General features: G+C 71.1%; 25 protein-coding genes. 11 read left to right on the top strand and 14 right to left on the bottom strand.

Translation table 11 applies throughout. The features are described from left to right. Positions 1–11: 11 nt before the first annotated feature. The 3 genes from V5O40_RS25760 to V5O40_RS25750 form a co-directional block, all read right to left on the bottom strand. Positions 12–281, bottom strand: coding sequence for a hypothetical protein (locus V5O40_RS25760; protein WP_332907863.1), 270 nt, complete (start codon positions 279–281; stop codon positions 12–14). Between the two features lie 47 nt (positions 282–328). Further along, positions 329–760, bottom strand: coding sequence for a RusA family crossover junction endodeoxyribonuclease (locus V5O40_RS25755; protein ID WP_164448380.1), 432 nt, complete (start codon positions 758–760; stop codon positions 329–331). 190 nt (positions 761–950) lie between these two features. Then, positions 951–1,646 carry a VOC family protein gene (locus V5O40_RS25750; RefSeq protein WP_332907862.1) on the bottom strand — a complete coding sequence of 232 codons (696 nt, stop codon included), beginning with the start codon at positions 1,644–1,646 and terminating at the stop codon, positions 951–953. 436 nt (positions 1,647–2,082) lie between these two features. On the opposite strand from V5O40_RS25750, the gene V5O40_RS25745 reads away from it, so the two are divergent. From V5O40_RS25745 to V5O40_RS25730, 4 genes are read left to right on the top strand one after another with little or no spacing between them, the layout of a single operon-like run. Further along, complete coding sequence (locus tag V5O40_RS25745; RefSeq protein WP_332907861.1) at positions 2,083–3,372, top strand: ABC transporter substrate-binding protein; 1,290 nt, start codon at positions 2,083–2,085, stop codon at positions 3,370–3,372. Then, positions 3,369–4,367, top strand: a complete 999-nt coding sequence (locus V5O40_RS25740) for a carbohydrate ABC transporter permease (RefSeq protein WP_332907860.1) — start codon at positions 3,369–3,371, stop codon at positions 4,365–4,367. Before V5O40_RS25745 ends, V5O40_RS25740 begins: the two co-directional genes overlap by 4 nt. Position 4,368: 1 nt before the next feature. After that, the gene (locus V5O40_RS25735; protein ID WP_269742415.1) at positions 4,369–5,202 is read left to right on the top strand and encodes a carbohydrate ABC transporter permease; all 834 of its coding nucleotides are present in this window, start codon (positions 4,369–4,371) and stop codon (positions 5,200–5,202) included. Positions 5,203–5,213: 11 nt separating this feature from the next. Further along, the gene (locus tag V5O40_RS25730; RefSeq protein ID WP_332907859.1) at positions 5,214–6,422 is read left to right on the top strand and encodes an ABC transporter ATP-binding protein; all 1,209 of its coding nucleotides are present in this window, start codon (positions 5,214–5,216) and stop codon (positions 6,420–6,422) included. Between the two features lie 68 nt (positions 6,423–6,490). Here V5O40_RS25730 and V5O40_RS25725 read toward each other — a convergent pair whose 3' ends face one another. The 3 genes from V5O40_RS25725 to V5O40_RS25715 are packed head-to-tail and all read right to left on the bottom strand — an operon-like array spanning position 6,491 to position 10,925. Next, complete coding sequence (locus tag V5O40_RS25725) at positions 6,491–8,212, bottom strand: IlvD/Edd family dehydratase (protein ID WP_332907858.1); 1,722 nt, start codon at positions 8,210–8,212, stop codon at positions 6,491–6,493. Continuing rightward, positions 8,212–9,744 carry an aldehyde dehydrogenase (NADP(+)) gene (locus tag V5O40_RS25720; protein ID WP_332907857.1) on the bottom strand — a complete coding sequence of 511 codons (1,533 nt, stop codon included), beginning with the start codon at positions 9,742–9,744 and terminating at the stop codon, positions 8,212–8,214. Before V5O40_RS25720 ends, V5O40_RS25725 begins: the two co-directional genes overlap by 1 nt. Continuing rightward, positions 9,741–10,925, bottom strand: coding sequence for a fumarylacetoacetate hydrolase family protein (locus V5O40_RS25715; protein WP_332907856.1), 1,185 nt, complete (start codon positions 10,923–10,925; stop codon positions 9,741–9,743). The genes V5O40_RS25720 and V5O40_RS25715 overlap by 4 nt, the downstream gene beginning before the upstream one ends. Before the next feature lie 162 nt (positions 10,926–11,087). Between V5O40_RS25715 and V5O40_RS25710 the strand changes: the two genes are divergently transcribed. Continuing rightward, positions 11,088–11,846, top strand: coding sequence for an IclR family transcriptional regulator (locus V5O40_RS25710; RefSeq protein ID WP_332907855.1), 759 nt, complete (start codon positions 11,088–11,090; stop codon positions 11,844–11,846). Positions 11,847–11,865: 19 nt separating this feature from the next. Here the strand turns inward: V5O40_RS25710 and V5O40_RS25705 are convergent, their stop codons facing one another. The 3 genes from V5O40_RS25705 to V5O40_RS25695 all read right to left on the bottom strand — a co-directional run bounded on the left by V5O40_RS25705 (position 11,866) and on the right by V5O40_RS25695 (position 13,589). Then, a complete protein-coding gene (locus V5O40_RS25705) occupies positions 11,866–12,924 on the bottom strand; it encodes a hypothetical protein (protein ID WP_332907854.1) in 1,059 nt (352 codons plus the stop codon). 114 nt (positions 12,925–13,038) lie between these two features. Continuing rightward, positions 13,039–13,293, bottom strand: coding sequence for a flavin reductase (locus tag V5O40_RS25700; RefSeq protein ID WP_332907853.1), 255 nt, complete (start codon positions 13,291–13,293; stop codon positions 13,039–13,041). Continuing rightward, positions 13,290–13,589: a hypothetical protein gene (locus tag V5O40_RS25695; RefSeq protein ID WP_332907852.1), complete on the bottom strand. Its 300-nt coding sequence runs from the start codon at positions 13,587–13,589 to the stop codon at positions 13,290–13,292. Before V5O40_RS25695 ends, V5O40_RS25700 begins: the two co-directional genes overlap by 4 nt. Before the next feature lie 310 nt (positions 13,590–13,899). Here V5O40_RS25695 and V5O40_RS25690 point away from each other — a divergent pair, with 310 nt between their 5' ends. Beyond that, positions 13,900–14,706, top strand: a complete 807-nt coding sequence (locus V5O40_RS25690) for a helix-turn-helix domain-containing protein (RefSeq protein ID WP_332907851.1) — start codon at positions 13,900–13,902, stop codon at positions 14,704–14,706. Further along, positions 14,693–14,884, top strand: coding sequence for a DUF397 domain-containing protein (locus V5O40_RS25685; protein ID WP_332907850.1), 192 nt, complete (start codon positions 14,693–14,695; stop codon positions 14,882–14,884). The genes V5O40_RS25690 and V5O40_RS25685 overlap by 14 nt, the downstream gene beginning before the upstream one ends. Positions 14,885–15,013: 129 nt before the next feature. On the opposite strand, the gene V5O40_RS25680 is transcribed toward V5O40_RS25685, so the two are convergent. After that, positions 15,014–16,006 carry a Rossmann-fold NAD(P)-binding domain-containing protein gene (locus tag V5O40_RS25680; protein ID WP_332907849.1) on the bottom strand — a complete coding sequence of 331 codons (993 nt, stop codon included), beginning with the start codon at positions 16,004–16,006 and terminating at the stop codon, positions 15,014–15,016. A gap of 268 nt (positions 16,007–16,274) precedes the next feature. Continuing rightward, complete coding sequence (locus V5O40_RS25675; protein ID WP_332907848.1) at positions 16,275–16,868, bottom strand: TetR/AcrR family transcriptional regulator; 594 nt, start codon at positions 16,866–16,868, stop codon at positions 16,275–16,277. A 92-nt stretch (positions 16,869–16,960) separates the two neighbouring features. On the opposite strand from V5O40_RS25675, the gene V5O40_RS25670 reads away from it, so the two are divergent. From V5O40_RS25670 to V5O40_RS25660, 3 genes are all read left to right on the top strand, one after another. Beyond that, entirely contained in the window at positions 16,961–17,464 is a 504-nt protein-coding gene (locus V5O40_RS25670) for a hypothetical protein (protein ID WP_332907847.1), read from the top strand. Then, positions 17,461–18,330 (top strand): alpha/beta fold hydrolase, encoded by an 870-nt coding sequence (locus tag V5O40_RS25665; protein ID WP_332907846.1) that lies wholly within the window; start codon positions 17,461–17,463, stop codon positions 18,328–18,330. The genes V5O40_RS25670 and V5O40_RS25665 overlap by 4 nt, the downstream gene beginning before the upstream one ends. 88 nt (positions 18,331–18,418) lie before the next feature. Further along, positions 18,419–18,823, top strand: coding sequence for a hypothetical protein (locus tag V5O40_RS25660; protein WP_332907845.1), 405 nt, complete (start codon positions 18,419–18,421; stop codon positions 18,821–18,823). Here V5O40_RS25660 and V5O40_RS25655 read toward each other — a convergent pair. The 3 genes from V5O40_RS25655 to V5O40_RS25645 all read right to left on the bottom strand — a co-directional run bounded on the left by V5O40_RS25655 (position 18,807) and on the right by V5O40_RS25645 (position 21,306). After that, positions 18,807–19,877: a winged helix DNA-binding domain-containing protein gene (locus V5O40_RS25655; RefSeq protein WP_332907864.1), complete on the bottom strand. Its 1,071-nt coding sequence runs from the start codon at positions 19,875–19,877 to the stop codon at positions 18,807–18,809. The two genes, V5O40_RS25660 and V5O40_RS25655, sit on opposite strands and share 17 nt — an antisense overlap. Before the next feature lie 314 nt (positions 19,878–20,191). Then, positions 20,192–20,779 carry an HAD family hydrolase gene (locus tag V5O40_RS25650; protein WP_408631949.1) on the bottom strand — a complete coding sequence of 196 codons (588 nt, stop codon included), beginning with the start codon at positions 20,777–20,779 and terminating at the stop codon, positions 20,192–20,194. Between the two features lie 38 nt (positions 20,780–20,817). Then, entirely contained in the window at positions 20,818–21,306 is a 489-nt protein-coding gene (locus V5O40_RS25645; RefSeq protein WP_332907843.1) for a GNAT family N-acetyltransferase, read from the bottom strand. 138 nt (positions 21,307–21,444) lie between these two features. Here V5O40_RS25645 and wrbA point away from each other — a divergent pair, with 138 nt between their 5' ends. Next, the gene (gene wrbA, locus V5O40_RS25640) at positions 21,445–22,062 is read left to right on the top strand and encodes an NAD(P)H:quinone oxidoreductase (RefSeq protein WP_269742390.1); all 618 of its coding nucleotides are present in this window, start codon (positions 21,445–21,447) and stop codon (positions 22,060–22,062) included. Positions 22,063–22,174 lie beyond the last annotated feature (112 nt).

The raw sequence follows: 22,174 nt of genomic DNA, 5'->3' as shown, positions 1-22,174 counted from the left end.
AGCTGCGCCCGTCAGGTGGCGGCGCCGCGGACGATGGCGACCGCCACCCGGCACAACTCGTCCATGTCCGGTTCGAAGCCGGCCGCGATGTCGGGGTGCAGGCCGGCCCGGGTCTCGTCGAGCAGCCGCTGGCAGACCTGCTCCACCGGCTCGCCGGCGTAGCTGTCGCGCACCCGGTCGGCGGCCACCTGCAGGGCAGAGGTCAGCTGCTCCTCCAGCGGCCCGCGCAGCTTCTCCTGCACCGGGTCGTGGGGATCCAGCGTGACGTGTGGCTCCGACATTGGCGCTCCCTTCGTCGGCGGCTGCGGTACCCCACCGCTGCCGTCGGTCAAACCCCGTCCGGCACGGCGGCGACGCGCACCTGGTACGAGAACTCCTCGGCTGGCTGTTCCAGGTAGGACAGCCGGCGGATCTGCTTGTCGTCGTCGTAGAGTGCGACGTCGACCAGCACGCCGAGGTGGGCCAGCCCGATGCTGGCGACCCGTTTCTTGTCCTGGAGCACCGCGCACACCCCACCCAGCAGGGTGCTGGCGTCGGAGGTGCGGTGCCCGGGCGGGCAGCGCAGGGTCAGGTCGATCTCGATCGGGCCGGACAGTGGCGTCCAGCCGGTCTCCTGCGCGGCCGCGCAGGCGGCCTGCAACAGGGCGCGCACCCTCGTCGCCTGCCGATGCCCGGCGGCGAAGATGGACAGCGCTTCGGTCTTGACCGGTGGCAGGCCGCTCACCTCGAACGTCAGGGTGAGAGCGCGGGTGTCCTGCACCACGGCGGCACCTCCTCGTTGGGGACGATCCTGCCCAACCGGTAACCGGTGAGGGGCTGTTCCCGCGAGAACCAACCGATCGGGCGGGTCGGGGTCGGCCGGTGGCGTATCGACGGCGACGGCGTACGCGCTGGCGGCGGAGCTTGTTAAACGCTAGTCCACCTGACGGTCGCCCGGTAGCACCGGCCGGTCAGTCCCCCGGTGGGAAAGCGCAGAATTCGTTGCCCTCCGGGTCGGCCAACACCCACCAGGACACCGCGTCGTCCGGCTCCCGCAGCAGGGTGGCCCCGGCCCGGATCAGTGCGGACGGCTCGGAGTCGGTCAGGTCGACATCCCAGTGCATCCGGTTCTTGACGCTCTTGCGCTCCGGCACCGGGTCGAAGACCCAGTGGTCCCAGGGGAAGCCGGCCGCGCCGTTGACCGAGGCGTACCCCTGCTCGCTGACCTCGACCTCGCCGCCGACGACGCCGGCCCACCAGGTGGCCTGGGCGCTCGGGTCGGCGGAATCCACCACCAGCTCGAACGGCCCCGGGCGGGACTCGTCTCCGGGGGCGAACGCGCAGAACAGGTTGCCGTCGGGGTCGGCCAGCACCCACCAGCTGATCTCCGAGTCCGGCTCGCGGACCAGTCGGGCGCCGGCCGACAGCAGCGCCGCCGGGCTCGCCTCGGCCAACCGCAGGTCCAGGTGTACGCGAGTCTTGACGGTACGTGTTTCGGGCACCCGGTTGACCCAGATCGATTCCGCGCTGGCACCGGTGGGCGGGTCGACCCGGGTGTCGCCGTCACCGACGTCGACCAGCTCCCCACGCAGAATTCGGGCCCAGAACCCGCCGAGGGCGTGCGCGTCGGCGGCGTCGAGACAGAGGTCCTTGAAGCGTGCGATCATCCGCCGATCATGCCGGCCGGCACCGACATCCGCCGCCGGAGGGCGCGGCCCCGGTCGTGATCGGCACGTCACCGTCGGGCCGCACCGGGGATCACCTCTGCCTGGCCGACACTGTCGAGCTGAGCCGCCGGTGCCATCGCCGAAGGGCCTCGGGTCGCTCGGGCGGTCCTGATCCGTTCGCGCTCTCAGCTCGACAGGACCGCGCGCTCACCCGTGCCGCGGCGGGCTGCGACTGCCGGTGCGCCGTGACATGGGCCACACACTTCGGTGTTTAGCGCGTCTCGGCTCGGGCAGGTTTCGCGGCTCCACCGGTCGGGCAGTGTTTCAGCCACGAAACGCAGGGGTGCGAAACCGCAGGTCACACGCCCTGGCCGTCTCGCCGTGCGCCGGGGCACGGAGACCTCCCCGGCTGTTGGCGGAGATCGAGGGGAGGGTCATGAGCGAGCGGAGTGATCCGGTCGGCGTTCGACGTCGGCCCCGCGTGCGGATGGCGGCGGCGGCCGCGGCACTGACGTTTGTGGCACCGATGGCGGCGTGTGCCTCCGGCGGTGACGGCGGGGTGCCCACGATCAACCTGTACTACCCGCCGGAGCAGAACCTCCAGCAGGTGGTCGACCGGTGCAACACCGAGGCGGGTGGGCGGTACCGCATCGTCAACCGGGTGCTGCCGCGGGAGGCCGACGAGCAGCGGGTGCAGATGGTGCGCCGGCTCGCGGCCGAGGACGACGGCATGGACGTGCTCGGCCTCGACGTGACCTGGACCCAGGAGTTCGCCAGCGCCGACTGGATCCGGGAGTGGACCGGGCAGGACCGCGCCGAGGTGGAGGACGGCACTCTCGAAGGGCCGTTGGAGACCGCCCGGTACGAGGGCAAGCTGTACGCCGCGCCGAAGAACACGAACGTCCAGTTGCTGTGGTACCGCAAGGACCTGGTGCCCGAGCCGCCGACCACCTGGGACGAGATGATCTCGATGGCGCAGCGGCTGCGGGATCAGGGCCGGCCGCATCAGGTGCTCACCATGGGCGCCCAGTACGAGGGACTGGTGGTGCTCTACAACACCCTGGTGGCCAGCGCGGGCGGCAACATTCTCAACGACGAGGGCACCGAGGCCGTGGTGGACGACGGCGCCGTGCGGGCGCTCGAGGTGCTGCGCGACTTCGCCACCTCCGGGGTGACCTCGCCGTCGTTCAGCAACGCCACCGAGGATCCGGTGCGGCTGGAGTTCCAGAGCGGTAACGGCGCGTTCCAGGTGAACTGGCCGTACGTCTATCCGGCGATGCAGGAGGCCAACCCGGAGCTGGCGGAGCAGGTCGCCTGGGCCCGGGTGCCCGGGGTCGAGGAGGGCACGCCGGGGCGGGTGACCATCGGCGGCATCAACCTGGCCGTCAGCCGGTACTCGGAGCACCCGCAGGAGTCCTTCGAGGCGGCCAGGTGCCTGCGCAACGCGGAGAACCAGAAGTTCTCCGCGATCAACGACGGGGTGCCGCCGACCATCGAGAGCGTCTACGACGACCCGGAGATGGACGAGGCGTACCCGATGAAGGAGACCATCCTCGAACAGCTGCGGGACTCGGCGGTGCGGCCGTTGACCCCCGCGTACCAGAGCATCTCCACCGTGACCTCGGCGATCCTGTCGCCGCCGTCGGCGATCGACCCGCAGGCGACCGCCGACGAGCTGCGCGAGGCGGTCGCCGCCGCCCTGGAGTCGAGGGGAGTCCTCCCGTGAGCGTGAATGCCACCCCGGCCGGCGCGGACGTGGCCGCCGACGGCACCGACACCCGCGGCGGGGGGCCCGCCGCGGTGCCCGCCCAACGCGACAACCGGCGCGGCAAGGCGCCGCTGAGCGAGAACAAGCGGGCCGAGCGCCGGCTGGGCTGGCTGCTGTGCGCCCCGGCGGCGCTGGTCATGCTGGCGGTGACCGCCTATCCGATCCTGTACTCGGTGTGGCTGTCGTTGCAGCGTTACGACCTGCGGTTCCCCGCCGAGCGGGAGTTCGTCGGCCTGCAGAACTACGCCACCGTGCTCACCAACGAGTTCTGGTGGACGGCGTTCGGGGTGACCATGCTGATCACGGTGGTCACCGTGGCCGTGGAGTTGGTGCTCGGCATGGGCCTCGCGCTGATCATGCACCGTACGCTGGTCGGGCGGGGGATCGTCCGGACCTCGGCGCTGATCCCGTACGGCATCGTCACGGTCGTGGCCGCCTTCTCCTGGCGGTACGCGTGGACGCCGGGCACCGGGTACCTGGCCAACCTGTTCTCCGACGGTGCGCCGCTGACCGAGCGGGCCAGCTCGCTGGCGATCATCATGCTGGCGGAGATCTGGAAGACCACACCGTTCATGGCGCTGCTGCTGATGGCCGGCCTGGCGCTGGTGCCGGAGGATCTGCTCAAGGCCGCCTCCACCGACGGCGCGACCGCCTGGCAGCGGTTCACCAAGGTGATGCTGCCGGTGATGAAGCCGGCGATCCTGGTGGCGCTGCTGTTCCGCACCCTGGACGCGTTCCGGGTCTTCGACAACATCTACGTGCTCACGTCGGGGGCCAACGAGACCTCGTCGGTGTCGATGATCGCCTACAACAACCTGATCCGGGGGCTGAACCTCGGCATCGGCTCGACCATGTCGGTGCTGATCTTCGTCACCGTGGCGATCATCGCGTTCGTCTTCGTGAAGCTGTTCGGTACCGCTGCCCCGGGCAGCGACGACGGAGAGAGGCGCTGACATGGCTGACACCACCACCCGGGCCAAGGTGCGCTGGGGCCTGCTGGACGTCGCCGTGGTCGTGTTCGCGCTGACCCCGGTGCTGTGGATCATGTCGCTGTCGTTCAAGACGCCGGCGACGCTCACCGACGGGAAGTTCATTCCACGGGAATGGACGCTGGAGAACTACCGGACGATCTTCGCCACCGACCAGTTCGTCCGAGCGTTGGTCAACTCCATCGGCATCGCGTTGATCGCCACCGCGATCGCCGTGGTGCTCGGCGCGATGGCCGCGTACGCGATCTCGCGGTTGGACTTCCCCGGCAAGCGGCTGCTGGTCGGCGTCTCGCTGCTGATCGCGATGTTCCCGCAGGTGTCGCTGGTCTCGCCACTGTTCGAGATCGAGCGGCAACTGGGCCTGTTCGACACCTGGCCGGGCCTGATCCTGCCGTACATCACCTTCGCGCTGCCGCTGGCGATCTACACGCTGTCGGCGTTCTTCAAGCAGATCCCGTGGGACCTGGAGAAGGCCGCCAAGATGGACGGCGCCACCCAGGGGCAGGCGTTCCGGCGGGTGATCGCCCCGCTGGCCGCGCCCGGACTGTTCACCACGGCCATCCTGGTCTTCATCTTCTGCTGGAACGACTTCCTGTTCGCCATCTCGCTGACCTCCACCGAGCGTTCGCGCACTGTGCCGGTGGCGCTGTCGTTCTTCACCGGTGCCTCGCAGTTCGAGGACCCGACCGGCGCGATCTGCGCCGCCGCCGTGGTGATCACGGTGCCGATCATCCTGTTCGTCCTCTTCTTCCAGCGCCGCATCGTCTCCGGCCTGACCTCCGGCGCCGTCAAGGGATAGGTGAGAAACTCGTGGCTGACATCGTGCTGGACAAGGTGAGCAAGAAGTTCCCGGACGGCACCACAGCGGTGCGCGACGTCGACCTGGAGATCGCCGACGGCGAGTTCGTCATCCTGGTCGGCCCCTCCGGCTGCGGCAAGTCCACCACCCTCAACATGATCGCCGGGCTGGAGGACATCAGCTCCGGTGAGCTGCGCATCGGCGGGCAGCGGGTCAACGACAAGGCCCCCCGCGACCGGGACATCGCCATGGTGTTCCAGTCGTACGCGCTCTACCCGAACATGACCGTCCGGGAGAACATGGCCTTCCCGCTGCGGCTGGCGAAGCTGGACAAGGAGACGATCGCGCAGAAGGTGGACGACGCGGCGAAGGTCCTGGAACTGACCCCGCTGCTGGACCGCAAGCCGGCCAACCTCTCCGGCGGGCAGCGGCAGCGGGTGGCGATGGGCCGGGCGATCGTCCGGCAGCCCAAGGCGTTCCTGATGGACGAGCCGCTGTCCAACCTGGACGCCAAGCTGCGGGTGCAGATGCGGACCGTGGTGTCCCGCCTGCAGAAGCAGCTCGGCACCACCACCGTCTACGTCACCCACGACCAGACCGAGGCGATGACCCTCGGCGACCGCGTGGTGATCATGCGCGGTGGTGCGGTGCAGCAGGTCGGTCCGCCGCAGGAGCTGTACGACCACCCGAACAACCTCTTCGTGGCCGGGTTCATCGGCTCGCCGTCGATGAACTTCCTCACCGCCACGGTCGAGGAGGGCACGCTGCGTACCGCCCTGGGTGACGTGCCGATCGGCGACCGGATTCGCCGGGAGCTGGAGGGGGTCGACGCCCCTCGGGAGCTGATCCTCGGCATCCGTCCGGAACACTTCGAGGACGCCGAGCTGGTCGACGAGGAGACCCGCCGTCGGGGCACGGAGTTCACCGCCCCGGTGGACATCGTCGAGTCGATGGGCTCGGACAAGTACGTCTACCTGAGCGTCGAGGGGGAGCGGGCCACCTCCGCCGAACTCGAGGAGTTGGCCGCCGACGCGGGCGCGGCCGACTTCAGCGGTGCCGGGTCGAACCTGGTCACCCGGCTGTCGGCGGAGTCGACCGTCACCGAGGGGGAGGACCGGCGGGTCTGGTTCAACCTGGAGAAGATCCACCTGTTCGACCCGTCCGACGGCCGCAACCTGACGCTGCACGAGGGCCGCGCGGCCGGCACCCTCGCCGACTGACCGGTTGCGATGACCGCTGGGTACATCTGTTGTCGTCCCAGCGACAACAGATGTACCCAGGTGACCGGTCAGTGCGAGTGCCGGGGCACGGCACTGCCGCTGCCGCCGACGAGGAAGTCCAGGTCGGCGCCCTGGTCGGCCTGCTGGACGTGCTCGCTGTACAGGCGTAGCCAACCTCGGTCCGCCGCCGGTCGCGGCGGCTGCCAGGCGGCGCGGCGTTCGGCGAGTTCGGTCTCGTCGACCAGCAGGTCCAGGCGGCGGGTCGGGACGTCGAGGCGGACCAGGTCGCCGGTGCGGACCAGCGCGAGTGGACCGCCCACCGCCGCCTCCGGGGCCGTGTGCAGGACGCAGGTGCCGTAGCCGGTGCCGCTCATCCGGGCATCGGAGATCCGCACCATGTCCGTGACACCGGCGGCGAGCAACCGGTGTGGCATCGGCACGTTGCCCACCTCGGGGAACCCCGGGTAGCCGCGCGGTCCGGCGTTGCGCACCACGATGACGGTGTCGGGTGTGACGTCGAGGTCCGGGTCGTCGGCGGCGACGGCGTACTCCTCGATCCGGTCGAAGACCAGCGCCGGCCCGGTGTGGGTGAGCAGGTGCGCCGAGGCGGCCGAGACCTTCAGCACCGCCCCGGACGGCGCGAGCGAGCCACGCAGCACGACGGTGCCCGATCCGGGGGGCTGGAAGGGTTCGGCGAGGGTGCCGATGACCTGCCGGTTCCAGCACCGGACGCCGTCGATGTTGTCGGCCACGCTCTTCCCGCTGACCGTGATCTGGTCCAGGTGCAGCAGCGGGGCGATTTCCTGCATCACCGCCGGGACGCCGCCGGCGTACGCGAAGTCCTCCATCAGGTACGTCCCGGACGGCATCAGGTTGACCAGCATGGGCACGTCGCCGGTGAGGGTGTCGAAGTCCTCAAGCGACAGGGGCACGCCGACGCGGCCGGCGATGGCCAGCAGATGCACCACGGCGTTGGTGGAGCCACCGATCGCGGCGTTGACCCGGATGGCGTTCTCGAACGCCTGACGGGTGAGCACCGTGGACAGGCGCTGGTCCTGCTCGACCATGGCCACGATCCGGCGTCCGGCGGCGTGCGCGAGGGCGTACCGCCGGGAGTCCACCGCCGGAACGGCGGCGGCGCCCGGCAGCTGCACGCCCAACGCCTCGGTCACGCAGGCCATGGTGGAGGCGGTGCCCATGGTCATGCAGTGACCCCGGCTGCGGGACATGCAGACCTCCGCCTCGGCGCAGTCGGCCGCGGTCACCAGGCCGGCGCGCAGGTCCTCGGTGAAGCGCCAGACGGCGGTGCCGGACCCGATGTCCTGGCCGCGGAACTTGCCGTTCAGCATCGGCCCGCCGGTGATCAACAGGGTCGGCAGGTCGACGCTGGCCGCCCCCATCAGCAGGCCGGGAGTGGTCTTGTCGCAGCCGGAGAGCAGCACCACGCCGTCGAGCGGGTTGGCCCGGATCAGTTCCTCCGCCTCCATCGCCAGCAGGTTGCGGTAGAGCATGGTGGTGGGCCGCATGAGGGGTTCGCCGAGGCTCATCGCGGGAAACTCCAGCGGCAGACCACCGCTCTCCCAGATGCCGCGCTTCACCGATTCGGCCAGCTCGCGCAGGTGGGCGTTGCACGGGGTCAGCTCCGACCAGGTGGTGGCGATGCCGATCACCGGGCGACCGTCGAAGACGTCGTCGGCGAACCCCTGGTTGCGCATCCAGGAGCGATGGATGAACCCGTTGCGGCCGTCGGCACCGAACCACTGGCCGCTGCGCAGCGGTCGACTCGACATCAGCACCCCTCCCGGTGCGATTCGGTCCCTGGCACGAGTCGCCCGTCGACTCGGCGGGGAATGGCGGTGTACTCGTCCCGCAGTTCCTCGGGGAGGATCCACTCCGGGGCGTTCTGCCAGGCCAGCGGGCGCAGGAAGCGTCGGATCGAGGTGGCGCCGACCGAGGTGTGCACGGCGTTGGTCGACGGCCAGGGACCACCGTGGTGCTGCGCCCACGACACCCGGACGCCGGTGGGGTAGCCGTCGAAGACGATCCGACCGCAGCGCGCGGCAAGGACGTCGACCAGCCTGCGTACGGCGTCGGCGTCGTCGCCCTGACCGCGGTGCACGGAGCCGGTTAGCGACGGCGGTACCGTCGCCAGCGCGGCGTCGAGGTCGGCGACGTCGTGGTAGCGGACCACGACCAGCAGCGGGCCGAAGCACTCGTCGGCGATCTCGGCGGTCAGGCCCGGCAGGTCGACCTCCAACAGCGTCGGTGCCACCGTGAAGCCCGCCTCGGCGTCGATGCGGGGTTGGGCGACGAGGCGGGCGCCGGCCTTCTCCAACGCGGCAGCTCCGCTTTTGTACGCGTCCCGGATGCGCTGGTTCAGCAGGACCTGTCCGCCAGCGGAGGCGACCTTGCCCCGGAGCGTGTCGACCAGGCGGTCACCAGCCCGGTCTGCCGGAAGGAACGCCAGCCCCGGCTTGGTGCAGAGCTGACCACCCGAGGCGGTGAAGGAGGCGAACAGCCCGTCGGCGATCTGGTCCCCCCGGCCGGCCGCCGCGTCGGGCAGCACGACGATCGGGTTCACGCTGCTCAGTTCGGCGTACAGCGGAATGGGGTCGGCGCGTTCGTCGATGGCCGCCTGGATGGCGCGGGCCGCGCCGACGGAGCCGGTCAGGGCGGCGGCCCGGATCGCCGGCTGGCGCACCAGCCAACGGCCGGCCCGCTCCCCGTACACGGCCGTGAGCACACCGTCGGGCCCGCCCAGGTCGCGCACGGCCGACTCGATCGCGTCGGCGGAGGCGCGCGACGTCAGCGGATGGGACGGGTGCGCCTTCGCCACCGTGGGACAGCCGGCGGCCAGCGCCGAGGCGGTGTCGCCGCCGGCGACGGAGAAGGCGAACGGGAAGTTGCTGGCGCCGAAGACGGCCACCGGCCCGAGGGGTACGAGCATCCGTCGCACGTCCGGGCCGGGCCCGAGGGGCGTGTCGGCGGCGTGGTCGATGGCCGCCTCCAGGTACCCGCCGTCGCGCAGCACCGCCGCGAACATCCGGAACTGGACCGCCGCCCGGGTCAGCTCCGAGTCGAGTCGCGCCTGGCCCAGACCGGTCTCCGCCTCCGCCGTCGCGACCAGATCCGCCCGCCGGGACTCCAGGGCGGCCGCGACCGCGTCCAGCAGCCCCGCCCTGCCGGTCCTGCCCAGGTCGGACAGCCACTGTGCCGCCCGGGACGCCCGACCGACGATCGCCGCCACGCCGGACTCGTCCGTCTCGACGAGATCCGTCGGGTGCTGCCGGCCGTCGCGCGGATCGGTGGTGGTGACTTTCACAGCAGTCCTCTCCTTGCCAGATTGCCCATGAGATCGCGGACGCCGAACCGCCACGGCTCGCACCGCTCCGCGTGCCACACCCGGTTGACCAGGCTGCCGAGCGCCGGGCAGTCGATCCGCACCACGTCGTCGACCTGGTGGGTGAAGCCCTCGCCGGGGCGTTCACGGTCCTGGGTGGGGGCGAACATGGTGCCGAGCATCAGGACGGCGCCGTCGGGATACTGGTGGTGCGGGCCGATCAACTGCCGGACCAGCGACTCCGGGTCGCGTGCCATCCGCGCCATCTCCGAGGTCGCCGTCAGGTGGAAGTCGTCCATCCCGTGGACCTGGAGATCCACCGTCAGCTCGCGTACCCGACCGAGTGGAAACCGCTCGTCGAACAGCCGGATCAACGGTCCGAGGGCGCAGGAGGCGTTGTTGTCCTTGGCCCGGGGGAGCAGCAGCGCCGAGCGTCCCTCGACGTCGCGCAGGTTCACGTCGTTGCCCAGCGTGGCACCGACGATCCGGCCGCTGGACTGGACGACGAGCGCGACCTCGGGCTCCGGGTTGTTCCAGGTCGAGGCCGCGAGCACGCCGACCGGGACGGCGGTGCCGACGGCGGAGAGCGGCTGGCCCTTCGTGAAGATCTCGGCGTCCGGCCCGATCCCCACCTCCAGGTACTGACTCCAGACGCCCTCGGCGACCAGCGCGGCCTTGAGCCGCTCCGCCTCGACCGAGCCGGGGACCAGGCTGTCCAGGTCGGCACCGATGTCGGCGAGCATCCGGCCACGGATATCCGCCGCGCGGGTCTGGTCTCCCCGGGCCCGCTCCTCGATGACGCGTTCGATCATCGAGACGGGAAAGGTCACGCCGGCGGCCTTGAGCGCTTGCAGGTCGACCGGGGCGAGCAGCCAGGGTCGGCTCCGGTCCCGGTCCGTGGTGCCGGTGTTGGCCAGCAGCTCGTCGAAGCCGCCGACCCGTGGCCCGTCCGACCCGGCCACGGTCTTGGCGGGTTCGGGCAGTTCGCAGATGTCCCGGACGGTCGGGAACCGGCGGCTGAGGTCGATGACGTCGCCGTCGCGGACGGTCACCGGGGAGGGGCCGTTGACGGACGGGTCCCAGATCCGACCGACGAGGACGCTGTCCTCGGCATCGTCCGGCAACGCCTCGGCGGCACTGCCGAACCAGGGCTCCTCGCTCATCGTCACTCCCCTGGTACAGGTCCGGGTGTCGCCGAGCTGGAATCTGCAACGATCGTAGCGCTATATGCAACGGTGTCAACGGCCGGTTGCGAATGGAGCGCAAGCCGTTGCGTATGATGCAACGGGCGGTCGTTCGGGTCGCCACGTGGAGGGAGCGCCACCGTGTCGCAGTCGGTTCGCCGTGCGGTCGACCTGATCCGTCGCGCCGCGGAACATCCGCTGTCCCTCACCGAGGCGGCAGAGGTTTTGGGGGTCCACAAGTCCACCGCCCTGCGGATCCTCCAGACGCTCGAATCGGCGCGTTTCGTCCGCCGGACCGGCGCCGGGACCTACGTGCTCGGCAGCGGCATCATCGAACTGTCGGAACTCGCGCTGGGCTCGATGGACCTGCGCCAGTTCGCCGCCGCGCCCCTGCGTACGCTCCAGCGCAAGACCGGCCACACCGTGCACCTGGCGCAGTTGACCGGCGACGAGATCATCTATATCGACAAGGTCGACAGCCCGGCCTTCGACGCGGTCAAGCTGCCGTCGCGGATCGGGCGCGCGGTCTCGATCTACGCGAGCGCCGTCGGCAAGACCATCCTGGCGTACCTGCCGACGGCGGAACGCGACCGTCTCCTGTCCCACGTCGTCTTCGAACGGTTCACCCCCACCACGTACGCCGACCGCGAGTCGCTCGACGCCGAACTCGTCCGCATCCGGAACCAGGGTTGGGCCGTCGACAACGGCGAACACGACACGTACGTCATGTGCCTGGCCGCGCCGATCAGGGACTCCCGTGGACGGGTCATCGCCGCCGCCTCGATGACCGCGATCGAGGTCATCGCCAGCCTCGACCAGCTCAAGGAGAGCCTTCCCCTGCTGCTCGACACCGCGAACCAGATCTCCGGCGAACTCGGCCACACCGCCGACCCCGCCTGATCGAGCGGCGCGGTACCGGTCAGACCGGCGGGAGCGGGTCGAGGCGGGCGAAGACGTGCTCGGGATGGCCGTACTTCTCGAGGAATCGCTGCCGTACGAACGCCAGGTCCGGGTCGCCGTCGGTGATCACATCCACCTCGTGCACCGTCCCGGGGCACCGTCGCAGCTCCACTCTGACCGAGCCGTTGTGGGCGCGGGCAAGATGGGCGATCACCCGAGCGTCGGCCAGGTAGTGCCGGTCGCCGATGTCGAGAAACCGGCACGAGTACCGCCGTCGTCCCTCGTCGTCGGTGAGGGTGACACCCGTCAGCCAGTACTCGGTGAGCGTCACGCCACCGTCCCACAGCTCGTCGGCGCGTTCGGTGACGAAGCTGCCGAGCGGCGACACCGTGGAGACCTCCAGTTGCGAGTGATCGCCGGAGAGCTTGCCCAGCGGTAGGAACGACGCCAGCAACTTGTCGTCCCACTGGTACATCTGCACCGATGCGGCGGCGGTGTAGAGCCGGACCTCGAAGCGTGCGCGGGATGCCTCGTCAAGGCCCTGCCGAAAGGCTTCGAGTGTTTGCAGGTTGCGGCGCGATTCCTGGCTCACGTCGCGGCGTCCGGCCAACTCGGTCGTCCGCAGCACCGCGGCCACCGAGTCAGGGTGCATCAGCAGGACCTCGACCCGGCCGCCCCGGCGTATCAGACCCGCTGCCGCGGCGAGGAATCGCTGGCTGTACGGCGGCGAGAACAACCGCGAGAACGTGTGCAGGACGCGCACCGACCTGGTCGCGGTCATCACCCGGTCGGTGTACCAGGAGAAGTCGAGGTGGCGGTGTTCGCGGACGCGGCCCTGCTGGGACCGCCGGACGATCGGGGTGAGCGCGAAGATCACCACCAGTGCACCGACGAACTCGGCGCCCAACTCCATCGCCAGCGTGCGGCCGTACTCGGCGGCACCGCGAGCCAGGAGGAGCATCACGGCGGACAGTCCGGCGAAGAACAGCAGGACCGGAAGCGTCCGCGTCCGCACGCCGTGCGCCAGACGCACCCAGGCCGACCGGGCCAGCAGCTCCATCGACGATCGCCGTGCCATGCCCCGAAGCGTACGAGGCCAGGTCACCACCGGGCGATCACCGAAAACGCCGGTCGTCGGCAGAGCCCGCCCCGCGCCCGCACCGGGGGAGTGCGCGGACCCGGGGCGGGCGGCCTACCTGGATCGGGCCGGCACCCAGTCGGTGAACCGCCGGTGCAGGTCGGTGGGCGGCTCGCCGCCGCACGCCGCGGCGAGCTGCTCGGCGGCCTCCTCGCGCAGCGTCACGAGATAAACCATCAGGCCTGGCAGGTTCTCCCGGTACTCGGCGAGCAGCCGTAGCTTCGCGGGGGAACAGGGCCAGGCGATCCCGCAGGCCCGGCACCGCCAGGTCGGACGGGATGCGACATGCTCGTGCGGGCCGGTGCTCACCCGTCCGCCCGCGCGGGGCGGGAGCGGGGCGGGCGTCCACGCGCGGCGTAGGGGACCGGTGGCACGTTCACCGGCCGCATGCCGTGCGGCATCACGAACAACTGCCGCTTCTCCGTCGCATCGCCGTGCCGGTCGAGCTGATAGCAGTCCACCCAGGTCCACCCGTGCGGCGGGTGCCGGTCGGGCAACTCGCGGATCACCCGCACCAGGATCGGGCTGGCGAACTGCGGGGAGGCCGCCCGGTCCAGGAGGTACACGCCGGGGGAGACCCGAGGGGTGCCGTCCTCCCGCGTCACCCGACATGGCGACGATCAAGGCGGGCCGGCCGGCGGAACGCGGACATGGCGGTGGTGGGCTCCGGAACGGGCACCGTGGGCCTCCTCAGTCGACAGAGTGGGGGAGGGCCGCCCGAGAGTGCTCGCCCGTCGGGCGGCCCGGTGCTGGTCCCGCCGACGGGCCGTGCCACGTCCGCGGTTCCGCTGGTGACACTCTGCTAGGGCGGCCGTTACTCTCGGAAGGTGCTTTCGTCGTCTGGACTGAGCTGGCGAAACGGCTGCTGACTCGGTGGCGACATGGCTAGTCGATCTTCAGTGTGAGGAGCCCTGAATGCGTGACACGCCAAACCCGGTGGCGTCCTTCATCGTGGGCGAGATCCGCCGGGCGCGGGGAGCGGCCGGCATGACGCAGGAGGCATTCGGTCGTGGCGCGGGCTTCAGCGCCTCCCACGTCAGCGCCGTCGAGGGTGGCACTCGGGCGTTGACGTTGGACTTCGCCCGAGGCGCCGACCGCGCGCTGAGCACCGGTGGCCTGTTCGAGCGGCTGGCGATGAAGCTCGGCACACCCTCCTGGTTCCTGCCATGGCTCGACGCCGAACGCGGCGCGACGCAACTCCGCTACTTCGAACCCAACCTGATCCCGGGCCTGTTGCAGGTGGAGCACTATGCCCGTGCGGTGCTTCGAACTGTGGACAGCCTGACTGATGACGAGGTCGAGCAGCGCGTCAAAGCGCGTATCGACAGACAGTCGATCCTGACCGGCGAACGCCCGCCGCAGTTCGTCGCCGTGCTGGACGAGGCCGCCCTTCGCCGTACCGGCGATGGCCTCGGCGGCATCATGGCCCAGCAAGTCGCTCACCTGATCGCGCTGGCCGAGCTTCCGCACGTTCACGTCAACGTGATCCCCCTTGGCAGCGGCCTGCACGTCGGGCTGTCCGGGCCGTTTGCACTGGCACGGTCCAATGAGGGCGTCTGGGTCGCCCACCTTGAGAATCAGCTCGGCGGGGACGTCGTCGACAAGGATGACGATGTGGCTACGCTTCAAGCGAGGTGGGAGAGCGTGCGGAACGAGGCGCTACCACGCCGGCAGTCCATCGAACTGTTGAAGGAAGTTGAGAGCCATCATGGACCTCAGTAACGCCCGGTGGCGCAAGAGCACCCGCAGCGGCGCGAGCGGCGGTAACTGTGTCGAGGTCGCCGACAATCTTCCCGGCGTCGTGGGGGTCCGCGACTCGAAGAACCCGAACGGTCCCGCGCTGACCTTCGCCCCGTCCGCGTGGCGTGCCTTCGTCGCCCAGGTTGCTGATCGGACCTGACCCAGACCCGCGAAAGCGCCCGTCCCTCCCGGGGCCGGGCGGGCCGCCTACAACTTCGGGGATGTTGCCGCCTCAGGCTGCGGCGATGCAGCAACACCCCCGAAGTTGTCGCCTCCTGGAGACGGGGCACTAGCGTTGGGCCAGGATGTCGAGCAGCTCGGCTTCTCGGCCGGTACTCAGGCCGGCGCGCCGGTCGCGGTGCAGTCCGGCCTCGCGTTCCCAGGCTAGGGTGTCCGCCAGCAGGTCCGGGCGCGGCCGGTGGCGCAGCCCGGCGGCGAGGGCCGCCGCGCCGCTGCGCGCCGACCAGCCGGAGTGGCCCGGCTCGACCAGCCACATCGGCAGCGACTCCGGGCCCATGTACTGGGCCACGCCGCGGGCCACCAGCCAGTCGGCGTCGACGTCGACCACCGGTCCGGTGTGCCCGCCGACCGCCCGGCACAGCGCGACCCACTCACCGAAGGGCACCACCGGCCCGACCGCGTTGAACGTGCCGACCGTGCCGGCTGCGGCGCTGTCCAGCAGCCAGGCGGCCAGATCGCGCACGTCCACCACCTGCGTGGGCAGATCGGGGGTACGGGGTACCAGCATCGGCGCCTCGGGGGCGCGAGCGGCCCGCGCCACCCAGTAGCCGGAGCGATCGGTGTGGTCGCCGGGGCCGCCGATCAACCCGGCGCGGGCCACCAGCAACCGGTCTGCCACCTCGGTCGTGGAGAACCGCTCGCAGGCCACCTTCGCCTCGCCGTACTCGGCACGGTCGACCACTTCCCGAACCGTCGCCGGGAGGGTCGCCGCCGACTCGTCGGCGCCGGGTGTGTCGTGGCTGGCGTAGGCGCTGACCGACGAGACGTAGCACCAGTGCCGGGCCCGGTCGCCAAGCGCACGCAGGGCCTGGCGGACGAAGCCGGGCTGCCACGACACCTCGATGACGGCGTCCCAGTCGCGGTCACCCAACGCGCCGTACGCCGCAGGGTCGCTCCGGTCCGCAGCGACCAGGGTCGCACCGTCCGGCACCGCGCCGCTCTCGCCACGGGCCAGGCAGGTGACAGCGTGTCCCCGTTCGACGGCCTGTCGGGCCACCTCCCGCCCCAGCCACGCCGTCCCGCCCAGCACCAGTATCTCCATGCCGCCCAGCCAAGCAGCGGCGGCGCGACATAGCCAACGGACTCTGCCGGAGGCAGAACACGAGCCCGACGGCGCGGCCCGGCGTTGACCTTTGCCTCGTCCGCGTGTCACGCGTTCGTCGCTCAGGTCGCTGGTCGGACCTGCCCCGGACCCGCGCAGGAGTGCCCGTCCCTCGTGGGCTGGGCGCTCTTCTGGCCGCGCGAAATGCCGACGTGGCACAGCGCTGTGCGCAACCGTCCGCAACGCACACGGCCTCGCGCCGGGGATATCAGCGCTTGCGTGTCGCTGTTTCGGCCGCTGCGGGTCGGGGCGCGCGATCGAACAACAGGTCGACCGCACGCTGCGTCACCGCACGTCGGGTGTGCTGCTCGTGATCGGCGGCCAGGAAGTGCACGCCGATCGCCATGCAGAAGGCGAGCAGGGCGCGGGCCTCGATCTCCTCCGGGTCCGAACAGAAGGTGCCGATCATCTGGCGCAGCAGCGCCATCCGCCGGTTGTCCACCGCGCGCAGCCGCTCGGCGACCACCTCATCGCGCCGCGCCCAGGCGCGGATCGCGAGGTCGATCGGCAGCAACCGGCTACCTGAGAACGTGAGCACGCCGGCCCGCTGGATCTGGCTGCGCGGGTCGCCCCCCTCACGTTGGACGCGCGCGATCACCTCGTCCGTGCTCTCGCGCTGCCACACGTCGAGCATCGCGCGTAGCAGCGCCTCACGGTCCTCGAAGAAGCCGTAGAAGCCGCCCTTGGTGACGCCGAGCCGCTTCGCGAGCACCTCGACCCGGACGGCGTCCGGGCCGCCCTCGGCCAAGACCAGCAGGCCCTCCTCGATCCACCGGTCGCGGGGCGTGCGGGTGACAGCCACTGCGTCTCACCTCGTTCCGTTGTGTACACCACCGTATACATCCGCTACCGTAGCTATATACGCCACCGTATATTAGGAATGGAGCTGTCACCATGACCGTAGGCGGCACCGCCAGCACCGTCGGGACCGAACGTGTGCCCGCGTCGGTGCGTACCCTCAGCTCCCTGTCCCGGATCGACTACGCCGACCACTTCGTGCTGACGACCGACGTCGCCGCAACGGCCGAACGGTGGGCTCGGGTGATGTTCGGTGACACGCCCGACGCCATCGAACTGTTTCTGTGGCGGGGCCTGCTGGGCCTGCGGCTCAGCCGGACCGCATCGGCGAACACCGTAGCCGGCTGGCAGACCGGCGAGCAGGGTGTGGAATGGATCCGACTCGAGGCCGCCTCGTGGTTCCTGGCCGCCAACCTGGTCGTCCAGGCAAGCGGTGACAGCGTGGCTCTCGGAACATTCCTACGCTACGACCGCTGGCTGGCACGCCTGGTCTGGCCTCCGCTGTCGGTCCTGCATCGCCGGCTCGTGCCCGGTGTTCTGCGCACGGCGGCGTCCCGGATCGCGGCGGGCGAGGTCCGCAGCGGGGTGTCGACCCGATGACCTCCATGATGGAGCGGCCGACGACCATCGTGACCCTGTCCGCCGGCCCGGTGGAGTATCGGTTGGACCAGCGCGGGGCCGCGGTCGTCGTGGTGTTTCACGGTGGTCACATGCGCGCCGGTCTGACCTTGGACGAGCGGGTCTACGCCGACGCGGACATCTCCGTGCTGGCGCCGTCGCGTCCGGGGTACGGCCGTACTCCTGTCACCACCGGCACGACCGTGCCCGGCTTCGCCGACGTGACCGCCGAACTGTGTCGGCACCTGGGCTTCGAGCGGGTCACGGCGGCGGTCGGCATCTCCGCGGGCGGACCGACCGCGGTGGCCTTCGCGGCCCGTCATCCGGACCTGGTGGAGCGGCTGATTCTGCAGGGCGCGCTGGGGCCGCTGCCCTATCCGGACCGCCGTACCCGCCTCCTGGCGGGGCTGATGTTCTCGCCCCGGACCGAGGGCGTGACGTGGGGCGGGATGCGGTCACTGCTGCGCCGTGCGCCGGACCGGGGCTTACGGCAACTGCTCGCCGGCCTGGCCACCCCTCCGGCGGACCAGGTGCTGGCCGGGCTGACCCCGGCGCAGCGTACGCGACTGGTCTGGCTCTTCTCCCGGATGCGTTCCGGCGCCGGGTTCCGCAACGACCTGCGCCCCCGGGATGACCTCACCGGGCAGGTCACCCAACCGGCCCTGGTGATCGCCAGCCGCCGCGATGGTGCGGTGCCGTTCGCGCACGCCGAGGCTCTGGTCGCCGGGATACCCCGAGCCGACCTGATCGAGAGCCAGGCCGATCATCACTTCTACGAGTTCGCCGCCGACTGGCCGACCATTTCCGACACGGTGCGCGACTTCCTGACCGCCGACCTGACGTCCTGAAGGGCGGTGCCGACCTGGAGGTCGCCTGCCGGTTGCGGACCCGTGCCATGGTCCGGGTAACGGCCAGCAGACGTGGTGGAAGGACGTGATGTCGAAGGTCGTCGTTCGAGCCACTGCGGTCGCTGGCGCGGCAGGAGCCCTCGTCGCGGCCGTCGGCCTGCCCTGGGCCTGGTACGGCGACCGAGCCGTACGTCTCACCGAGTTCCCCGGATGGGCCTGGTATGTCGGCGCGGCCGTGCTGCTCAACGTGGTCACCGCGTGGACGCTCGTCGGGCCGGGCCGTCGAGGGTGGCTGCCGCTGGTGGCCGGTGGGCTCGGTGTCGTCACGATAGTGGCCGCCGTCGTTGTCACGGCCAACTACGCCGAGGTGTTCCTCGGCCCGGTCGTCCCCGCGGTCCGCCCGTCGCTCGGGCCGGGCGGGCCGGTCGCGGTGTTGGCGGGGCTCACCAGCCTGTTCGCCGTGGTCGGTGCCGGGTTCAGTCGTTCCAGGTGATCCGGGGCGGCAGAGCGAGGAAGTCGGCGTACCGGTGCAGCGCCTGCTCGACCTGCTCGCGGCGGGCCGGGTCGAGGTCGACGAGCGGATGCACGGTCAGGGTGACCCGGGTCTTGGCCAGGCTGCGTTTCCAGGTGCCCACCACCCGGCCGCCGACCACGACGGTGGCCTGGAAGACCCCGTTGCCACCGGGGATGATGGCCTGCTTGTGCTCCGGGTCGAGCATCAGCGCGCGGTCCTTGTAGCCGAGCAGGTACTCGTCGAAGCCGGGCAGGGTCAGCACGTCGTCCACCGCGGCGCGGGGCGCGTCCAGCAGGGGCGTGTGCAGCACCGCCTCGACGCCGTCGACGAGCACGGTGGTCAGGTCGGCACCGGCGGCGGCGATGCCGCGTTTGGCGTCGGCGGCGGTCAGGCCGGTCCAGCCGGCGAAGTCCTGCCGGGTGGTCGGGCCGTGGCCGCGGAAGTAGCGCAGCGCCAGGGTGGCCAGCGCCTCGTCGCGGTCGAGCTGGCGCTGGCCGGGCGCCCACTCGTCGAGCAGGGCGAAGGTCTGTTCGGTGCCGATGTTGGGGGCGATGCAGGTGACGCCGCGCTGGGCCGCGTACCACAGCAGGTGGTAGCCGCGTTGGCCGGCGCCGTCGATGCCGGCCGCGACGAGCGTGGCCACGCACTCGGCGCGGGTCAGCCGGCCGCCGTCGGCGAGGGCGTCGCCCAGCACGTCGGCCGCGCGGTCCGCCTCCGCTTCCGACAGCCCGAGGAAATCGCGTCGCTTGGCCGCACCGGCGAGCGCGCGTACGCCGGTCAGCTCCAACTGCCAGCGGGCGTCGCGGGCCGGCACCAGGTGGATGGTGCCGCGCATCGGCCAGGTCCGCAGGGCCTCGCGGCGCTCCAACGCGGCGTGCACCTCGGCCTGGGTGAACCCGGGCAGCCGTACGCCGAGCGACCACATGCCGCTGGCCAGGTCCTGAGCCTGCATGGCGCCGAACCACTCCACCACGTCGGCCACCGTCGTCGGCGCGGCGACGCTGGGATGGGGGCGCAGCAACAGGCTGGTCATCCGCAGCGCGAGGGCCTCGGAGCCGCTCAGCGCGATCGTGCCGGGAGCTGCCACGACGTCGGCCGCCTTCCACTCGGTGGTCGACGGCAGCATAGGTGCGGGCACCGACAACACGACCGGCCCGATGGCCGGGCGGCTCCCCTGATCGCGCTACGCCAACATCGTTGGTGGCGGAGCGCGATCCCCCGTTCAGGTCGACCGGTGCGGGGCGGCGACGCGGATCGCCGGCACCGGTGTCATCAGGATGACGTTTTCCTACCTGTCCGAGAACTGTGAACCACGCAACTTGCGGATATCTTGAGCAAGCCGCGCAGTCAGCCCCGGCGCGGCGGCGGCACCCGGACGGCGGCCATGCCCGCCGCGGTCGCCGCCTCGATGCCCAGGTCCGCGTCCTCGAAGACCAGACAGGACGTCGGCGGTACGCCGAGCAGTTCGGCGGCGCGCAGGAACGGCTCCGGGTCGGGCTTGGGACGGGCGTAGTCGCCCGCGCAGACCAGCACGTCGAATCGGTCGAGGATGCCCAGCGCGTCGAGTGAGGCGGTGACCGCCTCCCGGGTGCTGCCGGAGACCACGGCGAACGGGATGCGGCCGTGCGCGTCGTCGATGTGCCGGAGCACCCCGGGGATACCGGTGGCGGTGGGCAGCAGCTGCTGGAAACGGGTCTCGCGGTGGGCGACGACCGTCTCCACCGGCATGTCCAGGCCGTGCTGTTCGTTCAGGGCGACGACGATGTCCGCGGTCGGTCGCCCGGCCCAGGCGTAGAAGAGGTCCTCGGGGAAGGCACAACCCCACCGGTCGAGGGTGTCCCGCCACGCGGTGTAGTGCTGGGGCATCGAGTCGACGATCGTGCCGTCGCAGTCGAACAGGTACGCCTGGAACTCGCCGGTCGGCAGGGGCAGCATCACCGGCCCAGGCTATCCGGCGACGGCCGGCGCACCGCTCAGAGCCACCGGTGCATCACCAGCAGGTCGACGTAGCCCTCGGTGGAGTGTCGGAAGCCCTCCGGGATCCGCCCCACCACCTCGAAGCCGAGCGACCGCCACAGCGCCACCGCACGGGTGTTGACCGCCACCACCGCGTTGAACTGCATCGCCCGGTAGCCGTCGGCGCGGGCCAGGTTCAGCACGTACTCGCCGAGGGCCCGCCCGACGCCGCGCCCGGCCGCCGCCGGGGCGACCATGAAACTGGCGTTGGCGACGTGCGCCCCGGGGCCGAGCTGGTTGGGGGTCAGCTTCGCCGAGCCGAGCACCGTGCCGTCGGTGTCGACGGCGACCACGGTGCGCCCGGGCGGGGGCACCAGCCACATCTGCCGGGCCCGCGCCTCGTCGACGTCCCGGGGCCAGGTGTACGTCTCACCCGCGGCGACGATCTCGTGCAGGAAGGGCCAGATGCCGGGCCAGTCGTCGGCGGTCGCGATCCTGATCTCCATCACCGGTCAGCCTGCCACCTGCCCGCCGGTGCGGGCCACCGGAAATCAGCCGAGCGGGACCGGTGGACACCGACCGATGTTTGTCGCCGCAAACATCGGGTAGTCGCCGGAGCTGATCCCGATGAGGAAGGACGAGCGATGGCGGCACAGGTCAAGGTGGCGGTGATCTACTACAGCGCGACCGGCATCACCTACCAGATGGCGCAGGCGGCGGCGGAGGCCGCCGGTGAGGCGGGCGCGGAGGTCCGGCTGCGCAAGGTGCGCGAGCTGGCGCCGGACGAGGCGATCCGCTCCAACTCGGGATGGCAGGCGCACCGGTTGGAGACCCAGAACGTGGAGGAGGCACAGCCGGACGACCTCAGCTGGGCGGACGTGGTGATCTTCGGTTCGCCGACCCGCTACGGCCTGATCGCCGCCCAGCTCAAGCAGTTCATCGACACCACCGGCCCGCTGTGGGCCCAGGGGGCGCTGGCGAACAAGGTCTACTCCGGCTTCACCTCCACCGCCACCGAGCACGGCGGGCAGGAGTCGACGCTGCTGTCGCTGTTCCACGTCTTCTACCACTGGGGCGGGATCGTGGTCACCCCCGGGTACACCGAGCCGAGCCAGTTCACCGCCGGCAACCCGTACGGTGCCTCGCACACCAGCAACAACGGCGAGACCGCGCCCGACCACATCGCGCTGGAGGCGACCGCGCTGACCGCGAAGCGGGCGGTGCGCATCGGTGCCGCGCTCAAGCAGGGCCTCGCCGGCTAGGTCGCCGCGACAGGACCGGCGGGGGGGGGGGGGGGGGTGACAGCCCCCCCGGCCCCCCGCGGGGGGCACCGCGACACCCGCGCGCGACCGCGCTGACAGGGCCCCCCGGGGG

It is taken from the genome of Micromonospora palythoicola, assembly GCF_036689795.1.
In the GTDB taxonomy this organism is placed as follows: domain Bacteria; phylum Actinomycetota; class Actinomycetes; order Mycobacteriales; family Micromonosporaceae; genus Micromonospora; species Micromonospora palythoicola.
Note: the sequence above shows the minus strand (reverse complement) of the source record. Positions and strands in the feature narration are given on the sequence as shown.